The sequence below is a fragment of the Cryptosporangium sp. NPDC048952 genome (assembly GCF_043197895.1).
Lineage (GTDB): Bacteria > Actinomycetota > Actinomycetes > Mycobacteriales > Cryptosporangiaceae > Cryptosporangium.
Map to the genome: position 1 here is coordinate 430,216 of NZ_JBICTY010000003.1, position 17,887 is coordinate 448,102.

Annotated in this window: 13 protein-coding genes and 1 tRNA gene; 10 read left to right on the top strand and 4 right to left on the bottom strand. The window is 69.7% G+C overall.

Going from position 1 to position 17,887, the window contains the following annotated elements; all coding sequences use genetic code 11:
* The first annotated feature begins 264 nt into the window (after positions 1 to 264).
* From gltB to ACGFY5_RS18075, 3 genes are read left to right on the top strand one after another with little or no spacing between them, the layout of a single operon-like run.
* Complete coding sequence (gene gltB / locus ACGFY5_RS18065) at positions 265 to 4,827, top strand: glutamate synthase large subunit (protein ID WP_392721134.1); 4,563 nt, start codon at positions 265 to 267, stop codon at positions 4,825 to 4,827.
* Positions 4,820 to 6,274 (top strand): glutamate synthase subunit beta, encoded by a 1,455-nt coding sequence (locus tag ACGFY5_RS18070; protein ID WP_392721136.1) that lies wholly within the window; start codon positions 4,820 to 4,822, stop codon positions 6,272 to 6,274. The genes gltB and ACGFY5_RS18070 overlap by 8 nt, the downstream gene beginning before the upstream one ends.
* A gap of 48 nt (positions 6,275 to 6,322) precedes the next feature.
* Positions 6,323 to 7,708: a sensor histidine kinase gene (locus ACGFY5_RS18075; protein WP_392721137.1), complete on the top strand. Its 1,386-nt coding sequence runs from the start codon at positions 6,323 to 6,325 to the stop codon at positions 7,706 to 7,708.
* A 39-nt stretch (positions 7,709 to 7,747) separates the two neighbouring features.
* On the opposite strand, the gene ACGFY5_RS18080 is transcribed toward ACGFY5_RS18075, so the two are convergent.
* Positions 7,748 to 8,065 (bottom strand): hypothetical protein, encoded by a 318-nt coding sequence (locus ACGFY5_RS18080; RefSeq protein ID WP_392721139.1) that lies wholly within the window; start codon positions 8,063 to 8,065, stop codon positions 7,748 to 7,750.
* A gap of 144 nt (positions 8,066 to 8,209) precedes the next feature.
* Here ACGFY5_RS18080 and ACGFY5_RS18085 point away from each other — a divergent pair, with 144 nt between their 5' ends.
* The 3 genes from ACGFY5_RS18085 (at position 8,210) to ACGFY5_RS18095 (ending at position 11,331) form a co-directional block, all read left to right on the top strand.
* A complete protein-coding gene (locus ACGFY5_RS18085) occupies positions 8,210 to 8,866 on the top strand; it encodes a response regulator (protein ID WP_392721141.1) in 657 nt (218 codons plus the stop codon).
* Between the two features lie 102 nt (positions 8,867 to 8,968).
* Positions 8,969 to 10,165 (top strand): alpha/beta hydrolase, encoded by a 1,197-nt coding sequence (locus ACGFY5_RS18090; RefSeq protein ID WP_392721143.1) that lies wholly within the window; start codon positions 8,969 to 8,971, stop codon positions 10,163 to 10,165.
* Positions 10,162 to 11,331 (top strand): acyltransferase, encoded by a 1,170-nt coding sequence (locus ACGFY5_RS18095; protein WP_392721144.1) that lies wholly within the window; start codon positions 10,162 to 10,164, stop codon positions 11,329 to 11,331. The genes ACGFY5_RS18090 and ACGFY5_RS18095 overlap by 4 nt, the downstream gene beginning before the upstream one ends.
* 145 nt (positions 11,332 to 11,476) lie before the next feature.
* On the opposite strand, the gene ACGFY5_RS18100 is transcribed toward ACGFY5_RS18095, so the two are convergent.
* Positions 11,477 to 11,917 carry a winged helix-turn-helix transcriptional regulator gene (locus tag ACGFY5_RS18100; RefSeq protein ID WP_392721146.1) on the bottom strand — a complete coding sequence of 147 codons (441 nt, stop codon included), beginning with the start codon at positions 11,915 to 11,917 and terminating at the stop codon, positions 11,477 to 11,479.
* Between the two features lie 65 nt (positions 11,918 to 11,982).
* On the opposite strand from ACGFY5_RS18100, the gene ACGFY5_RS18105 reads away from it, so the two are divergent.
* Both ACGFY5_RS18105 and ACGFY5_RS18110 read left to right on the top strand, forming a co-directional pair.
* Positions 11,983 to 12,459 (top strand): PaaI family thioesterase, encoded by a 477-nt coding sequence (locus ACGFY5_RS18105; protein WP_392721148.1) that lies wholly within the window; start codon positions 11,983 to 11,985, stop codon positions 12,457 to 12,459.
* A 293-nt stretch (positions 12,460 to 12,752) separates the two neighbouring features.
* Positions 12,753 to 14,864, top strand: coding sequence for an ArnT family glycosyltransferase (locus tag ACGFY5_RS18110; RefSeq protein ID WP_392721150.1), 2,112 nt, complete (start codon positions 12,753 to 12,755; stop codon positions 14,862 to 14,864).
* Positions 14,865 to 14,878: 14 nt separating this feature from the next.
* Here ACGFY5_RS18110 and ACGFY5_RS18115 read toward each other — a convergent pair whose 3' ends face one another.
* On the bottom strand, positions 14,879 to 15,124 hold the full coding sequence (locus tag ACGFY5_RS18115) for an FmdB family zinc ribbon protein (RefSeq protein WP_392721151.1): 246 nt from the start codon (positions 15,122 to 15,124) through the stop codon (positions 14,879 to 14,881).
* A gap of 86 nt (positions 15,125 to 15,210) precedes the next feature.
* On the opposite strand from ACGFY5_RS18115, the gene pyk reads away from it, so the two are divergent.
* Positions 15,211 to 16,626: a pyruvate kinase gene (gene pyk / locus ACGFY5_RS18120; RefSeq protein ID WP_392721153.1), complete on the top strand. Its 1,416-nt coding sequence runs from the start codon at positions 15,211 to 15,213 to the stop codon at positions 16,624 to 16,626.
* A 65-nt stretch (positions 16,627 to 16,691) separates the two neighbouring features.
* On the opposite strand, the gene ACGFY5_RS18125 is transcribed toward pyk, so the two are convergent.
* A tRNA-Leu gene (locus tag ACGFY5_RS18125) sits at positions 16,692 to 16,774 on the bottom strand.
* Positions 16,775 to 17,000: 226 nt separating this feature from the next.
* Here ACGFY5_RS18125 and ACGFY5_RS18130 point away from each other — a divergent pair.
* Positions 17,001 to 17,636, top strand: coding sequence for an ANTAR domain-containing response regulator (locus ACGFY5_RS18130; protein WP_392721154.1), 636 nt, complete (start codon positions 17,001 to 17,003; stop codon positions 17,634 to 17,636).
* Positions 17,637 to 17,887 lie beyond the last annotated feature (251 nt).

Here is a 17,887-nt window from a genome sequence, read left to right on the forward strand (position 1 = left end):
CGCGCGTTCGGGCAGGCCCACCAGCGTCGTCGCCGGGCACCTTACGGCGCTGACCACGCCCGGAAGCGCGAACAACTGGAGTGAGCGTTACCGCACGGTGTCTGCGCCACGCCGGTGACGTTGCTCACTTCAGCTCTTGTTACCGGCGGGTCGCCACATGTGTAACCTCTAGGAAACCTGGGCCGACGTCGTCCCGCATCGACCTCGCCCGTCGATCACGCACCCAGCGGATCTCAGCGGGCTGACGACGGAAGGAGCCCGCGCGTGACCTTTTCTGCGCTCCCCCCGGCTCAGGGACTCTATGATCCCGCGAACGAACACGACGCCTGTGGTGTCGCGTTCGTTGTCGATGCCCAGGGCCGACGGTCTCATCGCATCGTCGAGCAGGGAATCACCGCGCTGGCGAACCTCGATCACCGAGGCGCCGCGGGTGCCGAGGCCAACTCCGGAGACGGTGCCGGCCTTCTGCTGCAGATTCCGGATGCCTTCCTGCGCGAAGTCGTGGACTTTCCGCTTCCCGCCACCGGCGCGTACGTCGTCGGTAATGCCTTTCTTCCTGCCGACGCCGACGAGCGCGCCCGCGCGGTCGAGCTGATCGAGCGCATCGCGGTCGACGAGGGTGTCACGCCACTCGGTTGGCGCACCGTTCCGACCGACAACGACGGAGCCGACATCGGGCCGCAGGCCCGCGCGGTCGAGCCTCACGTCGCCCAGTTCTTCTTCACCGACAGCGTGGTCGGCGAAGAAGCTCGAACCGATCTGAAGCTCGACCGGGTCGCGTTCGTCATCCGCAAGCGGGTGGAGCACGAGTCCCGCGCCGCCGGCATCGAGGTGTACTTCCCCTCGCTGTCCTCGCGGACCCTGGTCTACAAGGGCATGCTGACGACCAGCCAGCTGCCGCTCTTCTTCCCCGACCTGCTGGACCCGCGGGTGGAGAGCGCGATCGCGCTGGTTCACTCCCGCTTCTCCACGAACACGTTCCCCTCCTGGCCCTTGGCCCACCCGTACCGCTTCATTGCCCACAACGGTGAGATCAACACCGTACGAGGCAACCGCAATTGGATGCGTGCCCGCGAAGCGCTGCTGCGCTCGCCCGGCACCACCGAGGCCTTCGGCGGCGACATCGAGCGGATCTTCCCGATCTGCACGCCGGGCGCGAGTGACTCCGCCACGTTCGACGAGGTGCTCGAGCTGCTCCACCTCGGTGGGCGGTCGCTGCCGCACGCGGTGCTGATGATGATCCCGGAGGCCTGGGAGAACAACACCGCGATGGACCCGAAGCGGCGGGCGTTCTACCAGTTCCACTCCACGATGATGGAGGCCTGGGACGGCCCGGCCGCTGTCTGTTTCACCGACGGTTCGCTGATCGGCGCCGTACTCGACCGCAACGGCCTGCGTCCCGCCCGCTGGTGGAAGACCAAGGACGACCTCGTCGTCCTCGCCAGCGAGGCCGGCGTCCTGGACATCGACCCCGCGGACGTCGTCGCGAAGGGCCGTCTCCAGCCCGGCCGCATGTTCCTCGTCGACACCGAGGCCGGCCGCATCGTTGCCGACGACGAGATCAAGGCCGAACTCGCTGGCGCCGAGCCGTACACCGAGTGGCTGCACGCCGGCTTGATGAACCTGTCCGACCTCCCAGACCGTGAGCACGTCACCTACGGCCACGAGTCCGTTCAGCGCCGTCAGCAGACCTTCGGCTACACCGAGGAGGACCTGAGGGTTCTCATCACGCCGCTCGCGCGCACCGGTGGCGAAGGCCTCGGCTCGATGGGCACCGACACCCCGATCGCGGTGCTGAGCAACCGCTCGCGGCTGGTGTTCGACTACTTCAGCCAGCTGTTCGCGCAGGTCACGAACCCGCCGCTGGACGCGATCCGGGAAGAGATCGTCACCGCTGTCAGCAACGCGATCGGTCCGGAGCAGAACATGCTCGAGCCGGGTCCGGCGTCGTGTCGTCTGATCACGCTGCCGTTCCCGGTCATCGACAACGACGAGCTCGCGAAGATCGTCCACATCAACGAGGACGGCGACAAGGCCGGCTTCCAGGCCGTCACCGTCTCGGGTCTGTACCGGGTCGCCGACGGCGCCGAAGGCATGAAGGCCCGCCTCGACCAGATCTGCCAGCACGTGTCCGAGGCGATCGAGGACGGCGCGCGCCTGATCGTGCTGTCCGACCGCGATTCCACCCGCGACCTGGCGCCGATCCCGTCGCTGCTGCTCACGTCCGCCGTGCATCACCACCTGGTGCGGGAGCGGACGCGGACGCAGGTCGGCCTGATCGCGGAGTCCGGTGACGCCCGCGAGGTGCACCACGTCGCGCTGCTGCTCGGCTTCGGCGCGTCCGCGGTCAACCCGTACCTGGCGTTCGAGTCGATCGAGGACATGGTCCTCACCGGCGAGCTGGCCGGAGTCGACCCGCACAAGGCGATCCGCAACTACGTCAAGGGCCTGGGCAAGGGCCTTCTCAAGGTCATGTCGAAGATGGGCGTCTCCACCGTGGCGTCCTACGCCGGTGCGCAGATCTTCGAGGCGATCGGTCTCTCCCAGGAACTCGTCGACAAGTACTTCACCGGGACGACGTCGACGCTGGGTGGTATCGGTCTGGCGACGATCGCCGCCGAGGTCGAGTCGCGGCACAGCCGGGCCTGGCCCGCGAACTCCACGGAGCTCGCGTACCGCCGGCTCGAGGTCGGCGGCGAGTACCAGTGGCGTCGCGAGGGCGAGGTGCACCTCTTCAACCCGGAGACGGTGTTCCTGTTGCAGCACGCCACGCGCAGCCGGCAGTTCGAGGTCTTCAAGAAGTACACGGAGACCGTCGACCAGCTGGCGGCGAAGTCCGGCACGCTGCGCGGACTGTTCAAGCTCAAGACCGGCGAGCGGCCCCCGGTTCCGATCGAGGAAGTCGAACCGGTCGAGTCCATCGTGAAGCGGTTCAGCACCGGCGCGATGAGCTACGGCTCGATCTCGATGGAGGCGCACCAGACCCTCGCGATCGCGATGAACCAGCTCGGTGGCAAGTCGAACACCGGCGAGGGCGGCGAGGACCCGGAGCGTCTCTACGACCCGTCGCGTCGCAGTGCGATCAAGCAGGTCGCCAGCGGTCGGTTCGGCGTCACCAGCGAGTACCTGGTCAACGCCGACGACATCCAGATCAAGATGGCGCAGGGCGCGAAGCCCGGTGAGGGTGGTCAGCTGCCCGGCCACAAGGTCTACCCGTGGATCGCCAGGACCCGGCACTCAACGCCGGGCGTCGGGCTGATCTCGCCGCCGCCGCACCACGACATCTACTCGATCGAGGATCTCGCGCAGCTCATCCACGACCTGAAGAACGCGAACGACGCGGCGCGGGTTCACGTCAAGCTCGTCGCCGAGATCGGTGTGGGTACGGTCGCCGCCGGTGTCTCCAAGGCGCACGCGGACGTCGTCCTCATCTCCGGACACGACGGCGGAACGGGTGCCGCCCCGCTGACCTCGCTGAAGCACGCGGGTGCGCCGTGGGAGCTCGGCCTGGCCGAGACGCAGCAGACGCTGCTGCTCAACAACCTGCGCGACCGCATCGTCGTGCAGGTCGACGGCCAGCTCAAGACCGGTCGTGACGTGGTCATCGGCGCGCTGCTCGGCGCCGAGGAGTTCGGGTTCGCGACCGCTCCGCTGGTGGTCAGCGGCTGCATCATGATGCGGGTCTGCCACCTCGACACCTGCCCGGTGGGCGTGGCGACGCAGAACCCGGTGCTGCGCGAGAAGTTCAGCGGCAAGCCGGAGTTCGTCGTCACGTTCTTCGAGTACATCGCCGAAGAGGTCCGCCAGTACCTGGCCGAGCTGGGCTTCCGCTCGATCGACGAGGCGGTCGGCCACGCCGAGCTGCTGGACGTCGCCGGGGCCATCGAGCACTGGAAGGCCGACGGGCTCGACCTGTCGCCGATCTTCGAGGTGCCGTCGATTCCCGAGGGTGCCTCGCGCAAACAGGTGATCCAGCAGGACCACGGGCTCGACCGGGCGCTGGACAACACGTTGATCCAGCTCTGCGAGGGCGCACTGCTCGACGGCTCGCCGGTGAAGTTCGAGATCCCGGTGCGCAACGTCAACCGGACGGTCGGCACGATGCTCGGCTCGATGGTGACCCGTCGTTACGGCGGCGAGGGCCTGCCGGACGGCACGATCGACCTGACGTTCACCGGCTCGGCCGGGCAGTCGTTCGGTGCCTTCGTGCCGAAGGGCATCACGCTGCGGCTCTTCGGCGACGCGAACGACTACGTCGGCAAGGGTCTGTCCGGTGGCCGGATCATCGTGCGCCCGGCGCGCGAGGCGACGTTCCTGCCGCAGGAGAACGTCATCGCCGGCAACACGATCCTCTACGGCGCCACGCAGGGCGAGCTGTACCTCCGCGGCCGGGTGGGCGAGCGGTTCTGCGTCCGGAACTCCGGCGCGATCGCCGTCGTCGAGGGCGTCGGCGACCACGGGTGCGAGTACATGACTGGTGGTCAGGTCGTCGTGCTCGGCCCGACCGGCCGTAACTTCGCCGCCGGCATGTCCGGTGGCACCGCGTACGTGCTCGACCTCGACCCGGTGCTCGTCAACACCGAGATGGTCGATCTGGAAGAGCTCTCGACCGACGACGCCGCGACGCTGCGCGCGCTGATCGGACGACACCTGGACGAGACGGGGTCGACGGTGGCCGAGGGGCTGCTGTCCGACTGGAACCGGCACGTCCGGTCGTTCACGAAGATCATGCCCCGCGACTACAAGCGGGTTCTCGAAGCGACTCGTCAGGCGCAGGCCGCTGGCCGTCCGGTGGACGAGGCGATCATGGAGGCGGCACGTGGCTGATCCCCAGGGTTTCATGAAGAGCGGACGGGAGTTGCCCGTCCGGCGTCCGGTCGACATCCGGATCACCGACTGGCGCGAGGTCTACGAGGAGTTCCCCGAGAAGAACCTGCGCACGCAGGCCTCCCGGTGCATGGACTGCGGCATCCCGTTCTGTCACAACGGCTGCCCCCTCGGAAACCTCATCCCGGAGTGGAACGACCTGGCCCGCACCGGGCAGTGGTCGCTCGCGATCGATCGCCTGCACGCGACGAACAACTTCCCGGAATTCACCGGGAAGCTCTGCCCGGCGCCGTGCGAGGCCGCCTGCGTCCTCGGCATCGCCGACGACCCGGTGACGATCAAGCAGATCGAGGTCGAGACGATCCTTCGCGCCTTCGACGAGGGCCTGGTCAAGCCGCAGCTGCCGGAGAACCTGTCCGGCAAGAAGGTCGCGGTGATCGGCTCCGGTCCCGCCGGGCTCGCGGCGGCTCAGCAGCTCACGCGGGCCGGACACGAGGTGACCGTGTACGAGCGGGCCGACAAGATCGGTGGCCTGCTGCGGTACGGGATCCCCGAGTTCAAGATGGAGAAGTCGAACATCGATCGTCGCCTTGCGCAGATGGAAGCGGAAGGAACGAAGTTCGTCACCGGGGTCTCCGTCGGCACCGACCTGCGCGTCGAAGACCTCGACGCCGACGCGATCGTGCTGGCCACCGGCTCCACCGTGCCGCGCAACCTGCCGGCGCCCGGCCGGGAGCTGAACGGCATTTACGCCGCGATGGAGTACCTGGTCCCGGCGAACAAGGCCGCGCTCGGCGTCGAAAACCCCGAGGGACACATCGACGTGCGCGGCAAGCACGTCGTCATCATCGGCGGCGGCGACACCGGCGCGGACTGCCTGGGCACCGCCCACCGGCAGGGCGCGAAGAGCGTCACGCAGCTCGAGATCATGCCGCAGCCGCCGGAGGCGCGGGCCGGTCACATGCCGTGGCCGACCTACCCGATGCTCTACCGCGTCACGAGTGCCCACGAGGAAGGTGGCGACCGGGTCTACGCGGTCAACACCGAGAAGTTCGTCGGGGACGAGAACGGCAACGTGCGGGCGATCGTGCTCCACGAGGTCGTGTCCGAGGGTGGGAAGTTCGTGCCGGTCGAGGGCACTTCGCGGGAGATCCCCGCGGAGGCGATCTTCCTCGCGATGGGCTTCGTCGGGGTCGAGAAGGGGCCGCTCTACGACGAGCTCGGCGTCGAGATCGACGAGCGTGGCCGGGTCGTCCGGGACGCGAACTGGAAGTCGACAGCCGACAACGTGTTCGTCACCGGTGACGCCGGTCGTGGCCAGTCGCTGATCGTCTGGGCGATCGCCGAGGGCCGCGCGGCCGCCGCCGCCGTCGACAAGCACCTCGCCGGGTCGACGTTCCTCCCGTCGCCGATCCTCCCGACGACGATGGCGCTCACTGCGCGCTAGCTCTGAAGGGTGACGCCGCACCGGCGCTCACACCGTAATCTCGGGCTCATGAAAGCGGTCGCGTCCTACCTACTCGGTGTGTGGGACGCGGCCGTTCGGGCGCCGATCAAGCCCGTGCAGGGGCGCCCCTGGTTGCCCCGGCGCGGGTGGCGGCGGTGGGCGCTCGGCGCGTTCTCCGTGCTGCTCGGGGGCGCGCTCACCGGCGGCACGATCGCCGAACTGGTGCTGGCGCTCCGCGTCCCGAGCGTGTTGGCCGCGTTCCTCGGCCTAGGTCTGGCGTTGCCGTTCGTCGTCGCGCCGGCGCGGCCGCTGCTGGCCTGGCGGATCATGATCGTCTGCTTTCTGTACACACCCCTCGCGGTCACGTTCGGTCCGCGTGAAGGGGTGGTGTGGCCGTGGCCGGTCACCGCGTGCGTGGCGATGCTGTTCACGCTCATGCTGATCGGGGCGTCCCACCCGCGCCCCATCTGGTTCGGCGTCGGTCTGCTGAGCAGTGTCGCGGTGTTCGTGTTCGGGGTGACCGCCGGGATGCCGTTCTGGATCGGCGACATCCTCATGGCGTCCGCGTTCGCCGGGCTGCTGTTCGGGGATGCGATCGGTGGCCGCCGCAGCATTCAGGCCCGGCTCGACGAGCAACGTGCGCTCCGGAAGCGTGATCTGGCCCGCCAGGCCGTGCTCGAGGAGCGGGGCCGCATCGCGCGTGAGCTGCACGACGTGGTCGCGCACCACATGACGATGATCGCGATCCAGTCCGAGGCGGCGCCGCTGAAGGTGCCGGACCTGCCGCCCGCGGCGGTGGAGATCTTCGCGCAGCTCAACAAGGCCGCGCGGGAGGCGCTGAGCGAGACGCGCACTGTCGTCGGGCTGCTCCGTTCCGAGGAGGAGGCCGCTGAGCGGTCTCCGGCTCCCGGCCTGGAGCTCCTCGACGACCTGGTGACCCACGCCCGCGCGGGCGGCCTCACGGTGACACCCGCCGTCGTCGGCGTCCCGCGTCCGCTGTCCGCCGCCGTCGACGTCTCCGCCTACCGCATCCTGCAGGAAGCCCTCAGCAACGCCACGCGCTACGCGCCCGGCAGCCAGGTGCGGGTCGAGGTCCGCTACGGTCCCGAGGCCCTGCACCTGACCGTCACCAACACCGCGATCGACGCCATTCACCGCACCCCCGTGGGCGCAGCCACCGGCCCGCCACCACCCGACGCTTTCCGCGCCGCGGAAGCGCGCGGAGGTGGTGCGGGTGCCGCGGGTTCGCGGGGCGCGGGGGAGCGCGCTAGCGCGGCGGCGGAGGCTGCGGAGCGGGCTTCGATGGGTGGGGGACACGGGTTGGTGGGGATCCGGGAGCGGGCCGCGATGCTCGGGGGAGAGATGTCTGCCGGGCCGCGCCCCGGCGGGGGATGGGAAGTCACAGCGGTGCTCCCGACGAACGATGTGGCGTAAGGCCCACCAGGGCGGCCCCTACGCCACATCGTTCGCGGATCAGGCGGACTTGCGAGGGCGCTTCTTGGACGCCTTCTTCTGCTTCTCGGCGGCGACTTCGAGCGCGTCGCAGAACGCGTTCACCGAGTCGCGCAGAAGACGCGCCTTGCGAAGCGCGTTCTTACGGTCGCCGGCCGAAGCGTTCGAGTACACGTCGAAATCGAGCGTCGCCGAACGACGACAGTCCGCGAGCTGGAACTGGGCGATCAGGTCGAGCCCGCCATCGTCCGGGCGCAGCTCGATCTCCGACAACACGAACGCGGAACTGTGGAATCCGGGCCGGTTCAGCCAGAACCGCCGGTAGAAAACGCGTGACACGGGGTGCTCCCAGAGCGACGAGATGGGCCGGGATTCGCCGGTCCGGCTAGCGAATCCCGCAGGGCAACAGCCCTTGCCGCAGCTCTTCTCTGCTCATCACGTCCTCGACTCTACGACCCGGAACCAACCGAATAAGGTGCTCGCATGACGATCCGGGTGGTGGTCGCCGACGACCAGGTGATGATTCGGGACGGTCTCGCGACCCTGTTGACCGCCGCCGGCGACGTCGAGGTGGTGGGTCAGGCCGGCAACGGCCGGGAGGCCGTCGAGCTGGCCCGCGAACTCACGCCCGACGTCATCGTGATGGACGTCCGGATGCCGGTGCTCGACGGCATCGCCGCGACCGCCGAGATCCTCGGTGACACCCCGGAGGACGACGCACCGAAGATCCTCGTGCTCACGACGTTCGACCTCGACGAGTACGTGTACGACGCGCTGTCCGCCGGAGCGAGCGGCTTCCTGCTCAAGGACGCCCCGGGCGCGGACCTGCTCAACGCGGTCCGCGTCGTGGCGCGTGGCGATGCGCTGCTCGCCCCGTCGGTGACGCGTCGGCTCATCGGCGACTTCGCACGCCGCCGGAAGCGCGATCTGCCTGGTGGTGCTGTCACCGAGCTGACGCCACGCGAGCGCGAGGTGCTCGGGCTGATCGCGCGGGGGCTCTCCAACGCGGAGATCGCGGGGGAGTTGTTCCTCGCCGAGCAGACGATCAAGACGCACGTCGGGCACATTCTGACAAAACTCAACCTGCGTGACCGCACCCAGGCGGTCGTCTTCGCGTACCAGCGGGGGCTCGTCGGGTAGGGGGTACTAAGGGTCGACGTCTCGACCGATACCTGAGAGGGAGGCAGGCTGGACTCCGCAGCGTGACGATTCACGGCGCCAGAATTTCTAGCGTCTGGAGGCATGAAGGCCAGCCTCACCCTCCTCCTCAGTGGATTGATCCTCATCGGCTCGATCGCCGCCACCGGATGGTGGGCGACCGGCAACCCCTCCTCGCGTCCGCAGGCGCCGCTCGGTGCCGAGGCCTGGGCCAGCGTCGTCGCCACGATCGCGCCGGACCTGCGCCGCGCAGACGTGCCCGCGCTGACCGCGGCACCCTCCGAAGTGGCCGCTTTCGTCGAGCGTCTCACCCCGCGTCAGCGGGATGATCTGGTGCGGCTCGCGCCCACCACTATCGGCAACCTCGACGGCATCCCACTCACCATGCGTTACGCCGCCAACGAATCCGTCCTGGCCGAGACCACCACCCCCACCGTCGAACAAGCGCTGGCCGTAGACGCCCCCACCAATACCGCGGCGCTCGCGCCGGTGCGGTGGGTCGTGGCGCCGAGTGCCACTCCCACCGACCACGGTGGGCGGCCTCGGGGCATCGAGATGGAGCGAACGGCGGGGACGGGGCAGGTGCGGCCCGGGCGCACGTTGGCTTACGACCCGCGCGGCGACGGCCGCGTGGTGCAGGTGATCGGTGACCTGGAGCGGGCGAAGCACATCGCGGTGCTGGTACCCGGCAGCAGCTGGCGGCTCGACAACGTGCTGCGCTGGCCGTCCGGGCACCGGGTGTCGCCGCTGGCCAACGCGCTGGTCCTGCAGAGCGCGCTGGGCGACGACGCGGCGATCGTCGTCTGGCTCGGCTACGACGCTCCGGAGCGCGTGGACCTGGCCGCGGTCGGGTCGGCGCGCGCGATCGCCGGCGAGGGCGCCCTGCGCCGGTTCCTGAACAGCCTGCCGGACGCGCACGTCAGCCTGCTCTGCCACAGCTACGGCTCGGTGGTGTGCGGCCGCGCGCTCCCCGGCTCCCCGGTGGACGAGGTCGTCGCGATCGGCTCGCCGGGCATGGACGTCGGCAAGGCCTCCGACCTGCGCACCACCGCCCGCGTCTGGGCGGCCCGCACCGCCGACGACCCGATCCGCATCACCCCGGCGGTCCGCGTGCTCGGCCTGGGCCACGGAACCTCGCCGGTCAACCCGAAGTTCGGCGCCCGGGTGTTCCGCACCGGCACCGCCACCGGCCACGACCAGTACTACGCCGAAGGCACCGAGTCGCTGGCGAACATCGCCCGGATCGTGCTCGGACACGCAGGAGAGGTGACCCTCCGATGACGCTTGCCACTCGAATCGAAGCCGCTACCCCCGCCAACCGGGACCGGGCGCTCGACGGGCTGCGTGCGCTGGCCGTCATCGGCGTGGTGGTCGGGCACTTCCTGGTGATGGCACTGGTGCCGGACGCGAACGGCGCGCTGCGGGTGCGCAGCCCGCTCACCGCGCTGCCGGACTTCGCGCCCCTGAGCTGGGTGCTCCAGATGCTCGCGCTGTTCTTCCTGGTCGGTGGATACTCCGCGGCGCGGAGCCTCGGGGACCGCGAGTACGGCCCGTGGATCCGGCGCCGATCGATCCGGCTGACCCGCCCGGTGATCGCCGTGACCGCAGTGCTGGCGTGCGCGTTCCCGCTGCTCGCGCTGGCCGGTGTCCCGGCGGGGACGCTGCGCACCACGACCGCTCTGGTGATCCAGCCGCTGTGGTTCATCGCGGTGTACGGGGTGGTCACGGCGCTGACGCCGGTACTGGTGGGTATGGTGCGCCGGCTCGGGGCGTGGGCCGCGCTGCCGCTGGTGGTGACCGTCGCGGCCGTCGACGCGCTGCGCTACGGGGTCGAGAACGTGCCCGGGTGGGTCGGGTTGATCAACGTTCTGCCGGGCTGGGCGTTCGCGTACGTACTGGGTGTGGCGTGGGCGCAGGGGCGGTTGTCGCGGCGGGCGGCTCTGGTGCTCGCGGGCATCGGGGCGGCGCTGCTGGTGTCACTCGTGCTGTGGTTCGGCTACCCCGCGAGCGTGGTCGGCGTTCCCGGCGCGGGTCGGGTGAACTCGCACCCGCCGTCGTTGCTGGTCGTGGCGCTGGCGATGGCGCAATGCGGGCTCGCGGTGGTGCTCCGCGACCGGCTGGCGTCGTTCCTGCGGGAGCCGCGGCGGTGGGCGGCGGTGGCGATGCTGAACCTGGTCGCGCTCACCGTGTTCTGTTGGCACCAGATCGCGCTGGTGCTGTTGACGCTCGTCACTTTCGACCTGCCGGGTCTGCACCAGCTGCCGGACGGGCTCGGCTGGGCCGGCTGGCGACTGCTGTGGCTCCCGGTTCACTGCCTGGTGCTGGCCGCCCTGGTCTGGGCCACCCGCCGCTTCGAAGCACCCTGGACCGGTGCGTTACGCCGAGTCGGTCCCGTGGCGGTACTGGCCGCAGCGGGCTTCGGCGCCTACGCGGTATCGGTGCTCTAGCGCCGACCGGGCGCCGACCGGGCGCCGACCGGGCGCCCAGCGGGCGCCCAGCGGGCGCCGAGCGGGCGCCCAGCGGGCGCCGAGCGGTCCCGTTCCGGCGGGCTGTGGCGCGCCGGAACGGGACCGCTCGGCGCGCTCGGATGAGTCAGGCGGGGGTGGCGCGGACGTCTCGGGCGGTGACCGGGTCGCCGCAGGTGCCGCACGCGAGCGTGGGGGCGAGCGGCCCCTCGCAGCCGAGGTGCGTCAACAGCACCGGCGGCCCGCTGCCGTCGTCCATCCACCGATCGCCCCAGCTCATCAGCGACACGATCACCGGATACAGCTCGAGCCCCTTCGCGGTGAGCCGGTACTCGTACCGGTCGGGCTTCTCGGCATAGCGCTCGCGCCGCAGCACCCCCTCGGCGGTGAGCTGCCGAAGCCGCTCGGCGAGCACCGGCCGCGACGCCCCGGTGCGCTGCTGAAAATCCTCGAACCGCCGTACGCCGCGGAACGACTCCCGCAGCACGAGCATCGTCCAGCGCTCACCGATCACCGAGAGCGTCCGGGCGATCGAACACCGCTCGCCGCCGATCTCCGACCATCGCATGTTCCGCATCCTATCGTTGAACTGCTAGGTTCTGAAACAGAACTCACTAGCAGCGAGGAGCCGCCGTGACCACGATCCGACCCGGACAGTCGGACCCGTCCGCTCTGCACGGCCTGGCCGGCCACTCGGGGCTCGAGCTCATCCGCGCGATCTCGACGGGCGAAGCAGCGCCCCCGAACATCGCGCTGCTGCTGGGCATGGCCCTCACCGAAGCCGACGAGGGCCGGGTCGTCTTCACACTCGACACCCGGCCCGAGTTCTCCAACCCGCTCGGCACCGTGCACGGCGGCATCCACGCGACGCTGCTCGACTCGGCGATGGGCTGCGCAGTGCACACCACGCTCCCCGCCGGCGTCGGGTACACCACGCTGGAACTGAAGGTCAACTACATCAAAGCCATCACGCTCGACGCGGGCACGCTGACGTGCGTCGGCGAGGTGATCCACGTCGGCGGCCGCGTAGCCACCGCCGAGGGCCGAGTAACCGACAGCGCCGGCCACCTCCTCGCCCACGCCACCACCACCTGCATGATCTTCCGGTAGTGGGCGGCCCGCTCAGAACGACGCTGCCGAGCGGGCGGCAGGACTTGAGTGTCACTTACACGCGGCGTCCTGCCGCCCGATCGGCAGCGCCGCTCTGAGCGGGCTCCAGGTCAGAGCAAAGCAGGACAAGCACAGGTTGTTCTTGGGCTCGTCTCAGCTCGGCGCCAGGTTCGGCGTAGATCGTCGGGGCCGTGCTGGAGACTGCGACCGAACCGACCCCCTCGTCCGCGCCCCCGACGGCGCCAGCGGAGAACGCACCGCGGTGGCGCCTCCGCGGGCGCCCAGGCGATCCCGTGTGGGTGCGCCCCACGCTCGCGCTGATTCTCGCCGTGTCCGCCGGGCTCTATCTGTGGGACCTGGGCGCCTCCGGGTGGTCCAACGACTTCTACGCCGCCGCGGTACAGGCCGGCACGAAGAGCTGGACCGCGTTCTTCTTCGGCTCGTCCGACTGGGGCAACGTCATCACCGTCGACAAGCCCCCGGCGGCGATGTGGGTGATGGCACTGTCCGGGCGCATCTTCGGCTTCTCCAGCTGGAGCATGCTGGTGCCCGAGGCGCTGATGGGCGTCGCATCGGTCTGGCTGCTGTACGCGGCCGTCCGCCGCTGGTCAGGGCCTGCGGCCGGCCTCGCGGCCGCCGCGCTGTTCGCGCTCACGCCGGTCGCCGTGCTCATGTTCCGCTTCAACAATCCCGACGCCCTGCTCGTGCTGTTGATGCTGGTCGCGGCGTACTGCGTGACGCGTGCCGTGGACGCGGCGGCGTCGCGGGGTGGTACATGGTGGCTGGCGCTGGCCGGTGTCGCGCTCGGGTTCGCGTTCCTCACCAAGACGCTGCAGTCGTTCCTGGTGCTGCCGGCGCTGGCCCTGGTGTACCTGGTGTGCGCGCCGGCCGGACTCTGGCGCCGGATCTGGCAGCTGCTGGTCGGAGGCGCCGCGATGGTCGTCGCCGCCGGTTGGTACGTGGTGGCGACGATGCTGTGGCCCGCGGACAGCCGGCCGTACATCGGTGGGTCAGGGGACAACACGTTCCTCGGGCTGGCGTTCGGTTACAACGGGCTCGACCGGGTCGTGTCCGGGGGCGGTAGTGGACCGGGTGGCGGCGGTCCCGGCGGTGGCGGCGGGATGGGCGGCGGTGGGTTCGGTGGGACCACCGGGATCACCCGGCTGTTCAACGACCAGATGGGGACGCAGATCGCGTGGTTCCTACCGGCGGCGGTGGTGGCGTTGATCGCCGGGCTGTGGATCACGCGGCGGGCGGTGCGCACCGACCGGGTGCGGGCTGGGTTGATCCTCTGGGGCGGATGGCTGGTCGTGACCGCCGGGATCTTCAGCTACATGGAGGGGATCTTCCACTCGTACTACAACATCGCGCTGGCGCCCGGGGTGGCGGCGACGCTCGCGATCGGCGGGCGGGAGCTGTGGCGGACGGCGGTGGCCGGACGGGTGGTTCTCGCCGGGATCGTCGCGGTGAGTGCCGTCGTGGCGTGGGACCTGCTCGGGCGGGCGTCGGACTGGAACCCGTGGCTGCGGTGGGTGGTGCTCGTCGCCGGCGTGGTCGGGGTGTTGGCTCTGTTGCTCGGAGCCCGGATCGCCCGGCGGGTGGCGGTCGTGGGTGCGGCGGTGGGGGCCGTGGCGGTGTTGGCCGGTCCGGCTGCGTACGCCGCCCAGACCGCCGTGACGCCCCACAGCGGCTCGACCCCGACAGCCGGCCCCGCCGGCACCAGCGGCTTCGGCGGCCCCGGCGGCACCCGCCGCGGCTACTTCCCAGGCGGCCAATTCCCCGCCAACCAGGCCCAAGGCCAACCCGGCCAGGCCCAGCAGGCGCCGGGCCAGCAGGGCCAGGGCCAGCAGGTGCCGGGCCAGCAGGTGCCGGGCCAGCAGGTACCGGGCCAGCAGGTACCGGGCCAGCAGGTACCGGGCCAGCAGGTGCCAGGCCAGCAGGGCCAGGGTCAGCAGGGGCAGCAGGGGCAGGGGAACCAGGCTCAGGGGATGCCCGGCCAGCAGGGGCAGCAGGGGATGGGCGGGCAGGGTGATCAGCAGGGAGGGCCCGGCGGCTTCGGCGGCCAAGCCAACAAGGAACTCGTCGCGCTGCTGAAGAAAACCACCACGAAGTGGGCCGCAGCCACCAACGGCTCACAGAGCGCGTCGTCGCTCCAACTCGAGAGCGACCGCGCGGTGATCCCGATCGGCGGCTTCAGCGGCAGCGACCCGGCTCCCACCCTCGACCAGTTCAAGAAATGGGTCACCGAGGGCCAGATCACCTACTACGTCGGCGGCGGCCGAACCGGCGGCCCGGGCGGCGACCGAGGCACCAGCAGTGACATCAGCACCTGGGTGCAGCAGAACTACACCGCCACCACCGTCGGCACCCAAACCGTCTACGACCTCACGAAACCGAAGTCATAGCGGGACGGCGCCGATCAGCTGCAGCACCCACCACCGCAGCAACCGCCAGCGGCAGGCGCGGCCGTCATCGGCGCGGACGCGCCACCACCAACCGCCACGGCGGAGAACACCCGCGAGGTGTCAGCGTGACCCGCCGGGCACGGAACGACGGACGGGGAGCTCTCGTGCACGGAACGCCGCACCTCGAAGATGCTCGAACACTCCCGACAGCGGTACTCATAGGCGGCCACGGGCACCACGATAACGCCACCCCGGCACACCCCTCCCCAGCTATAGCACCCTAGTTGACATCAATCAGCCACGGGAGGGATGTGAATCGGTTCACTAGGAGGGCTACCTTGACCTCATGACGCGTCGAGCCAAAATCGTGTGCACCATCGGACCGGCGACCGCGTCGTCAGAGCGCCTCCGCGCGCTGGTCGACGCTGGTATGAACATCGCCAGGCTGAACTTCAGCCACGGTGCACACGCCGATCACGAAGGGGTCTACCAACGGGTCCGGGAGGCCGCAGAGGCCACCGGTAAGGCAGTCGGCGTCCTCGCCGACCTGCAGGGACCCAAGATCCGCCTCGGAAAGTTCGCCGAGGGCCCCGTCGAGTGGAAGACCGGTGAGGTCGTCTCGATCACCACCGACGAAATCGTCGGCGATCACGACCGGGTCTCCACCACCTACCGCAAGCTGGCCAACGAGGTCGCGATCGGCGACCGGCTGCTGATCGACGACGGCAAGCTCGCCCTCGAGGTCACCGGCGTCGAGGGCAACGACATCCGCTGCCTCGTCCTCGAAGGCGGCCCGGTCAGCAACAACAAGGGCCTCTCGCTGCCCAACGTCAAGATCAGCGTCCCGGCGCTCTCGGAGAAGGACGCGGAAGACCTCCGCTTCGCGCTCCGCCTCGGTGCCGACATGATCGCGCTCTCGTTCGTCCGCTCGCCCGACGACATCAAGCTCGTCCACGCGATCATGGACGAGGAGGGCCGCCGGGTCCCGGTCATCGCCAAGATCGAGAAGCCCGAGGCCGTCGAGTACCTCGAGCAGATCGTGCTGGCGTTCGACGGCCTGATGGTCGCCCGCGGCGACCTGGGTGTCGAGCTCCCGCTCGAGCAGGTGCCGCTGGTGCAGAAGCGCGCCATCCAGCTGGCGCGGGAGAACGCCCGCCCGGTCATCGTGGCCACGCAAATGCTCGACTCGATGATCGAGAACTCGCGCCCGACCCGCGCGGAGACCTCCGACGTCGCGAACGCCGTCCTCGACGGCGCCGACGCGCTGATGCTCTCCGCGGAGACCAGCGTCGGCCGCTACCCGATCCTCACCGTCCGGACGATGGGCAAGATCATCGAGACGGTCGAGGACTCCAAGACCCCGGTCCCGTCGCTGCTGCACGCGCCGAGGACGCAGGGTGGCGCGATCGCGGCCGCCGCGCGTCAGATCGGCGAGGTCATCGAGGCCAAGGCCCTGGTGGCGTTCACGCTCACCGGTGACACCGTGCGCCGCGTGGCCCGCCTGCACACCCAGCTGCCGCTGCTCGCGTTCACGCCGATCGAGAGCGTCCGCAACCAGCTCGCGCTGTCCTGGGGCGTCGAGACGTTTCTCTCACCGTCGGTGGAGCACACCGACGACATGGTGAAGCAGGTCGACACGCTGCTGCAGGAAGCTGACTGGTGCTCGCAGGGCGACAGCGTCGTCATCGTGGCGGGTACGCCGCCGAACCAGGCCGGCGCCACCAACACCGTCCGCGTCCACCGGATCGGCTCGCTGGGCTGAACCAATTCAGTACCTATCCAGCACAAAGGGCCTGGCCGCAGCTGCGGCCAGGCCCTCGTCATCGGTGCCGGGAGCGGGATTCGAACCCGCACGCCCTTTCGGGCAGACGCTTTTGAGGCGTCCGAGTCTGCCATTCCTCCATCCCGGCGGTGGCGGTAAAGGAGTTACCACCGCCAGCGCCGCCCCCGCAACTGCGAACCGGAGGAAACGGGCAGCCGGAAGTATCCGGCGGCCGGTTCACGGCCCGCGCACGGAAGCTCTGACAGCTTAGCCCGGTACGCTGCTCGCCAGCAGGCAACATCAGCCGTCGGCCTCCGACGCCTCGTGACCCGGGGCGCGAAAGCCCGGCTCCACGTCAACCCAGAGGAGGCCCCATGGCTGAGTCTCCGGCGTCCAACCCGGCTTCGGCCGCCGCCGAAACCGCAACTACGACGCGACGCGTCCTCATCGCCGAGGACGAGGCGCTGATCCGCCTCGATCTGAAGGAGATGCTGGTCGAAGAGGGTTACGAGGTGGTCGGCGAAGCCGGCGACGGTCAAAAGGCGATCGAGCTCGCCGAGGAGCTCCGCCCCGACCTGGTGATCCTGGACGTCAAGATGCCGATCCTCGACGGCCTGGCCGCCGCCGAGCGCATCGCCGGCGACCGGATCGCGCCGGTTGTGATCCTCACCGCTTTCAGCCAGCGTGACCTCGTCGAGCGGGCGCGCAGCGCCGGGGCGATGGCCTACCTGGTGAAGCCGTTCCAGAAGAAGGACCTGCTGCCGACGATCGAGATGGCGGTCTCGCGGTTCTCCGAGATCACCGCGCTCGAGAAGGAGGTCACCGACCTCACCGAGCGCCTCGCCACCCGCAAGGTCATCGAGCGGGCCAAGGGTCTTCTGCAGGAGCAGGGCATGAGCGAGCCGGAGGCGTTCCGCTGGATTCAGCGCACCGCGATGGACCGCCGGACGACGATGAAACTGGTCGCGGAAACGATCGTCGAAACACAGACGCAACGCGCCGGTAGTTGAGAAACGCTAGTCCGTTCGGGCACCCGGTCGTCCCAATTGGGTAACGGCCGGGTTGTCAGTCTCTGCTGGTCAGACGTACGACGTGCGGATTTCGTCCCGTCCGCGGCTCTCGTCTGGTCACTTTGGGGTTACGACGTCCAACAAGGCTGGTCAGAGCAGTGACGGCCCTCCTATAGTCCCTCCCACACAGGGGGATGCGGATTCGTGCCGAGAGCGGTGACGGACGGCATGCCCACGTTTAGTGGAGGTTT

What these genes read in the sequence shown, in the direction of transcription:
- pyk (WP_392721153.1), top strand. Translation starts at nt 15,211, where the DNA reads ATGACGCGTCGAGCCAAAATCGTGTGCACCATCGGACCGGCGACCGCG.
- ACGFY5_RS18100 (WP_392721146.1), bottom strand. Translation starts at nt 11,917, where the DNA reads ATGCGATGGTCGGAGATCGGCGGCGAGCGGTGTTCGATCGCCCGGACG.
- ACGFY5_RS18085 (WP_392721141.1), top strand. Translation starts at nt 8,210, where the DNA reads ATGACGATCCGGGTGGTGGTCGCCGACGACCAGGTGATGATTCGGGAC.
- ACGFY5_RS18090 (WP_392721143.1), top strand. Translation starts at nt 8,969, where the DNA reads ATGAAGGCCAGCCTCACCCTCCTCCTCAGTGGATTGATCCTCATCGGC.
- ACGFY5_RS18075 (WP_392721137.1), top strand. Translation starts at nt 6,323, where the DNA reads ATGAAAGCGGTCGCGTCCTACCTACTCGGTGTGTGGGACGCGGCCGTT.
- ACGFY5_RS18095 (WP_392721144.1), top strand. Translation starts at nt 10,162, where the DNA reads ATGACGCTTGCCACTCGAATCGAAGCCGCTACCCCCGCCAACCGGGAC.
- ACGFY5_RS18130 (WP_392721154.1), top strand. Translation starts at nt 17,001, where the DNA reads ATGGCTGAGTCTCCGGCGTCCAACCCGGCTTCGGCCGCCGCCGAAACC.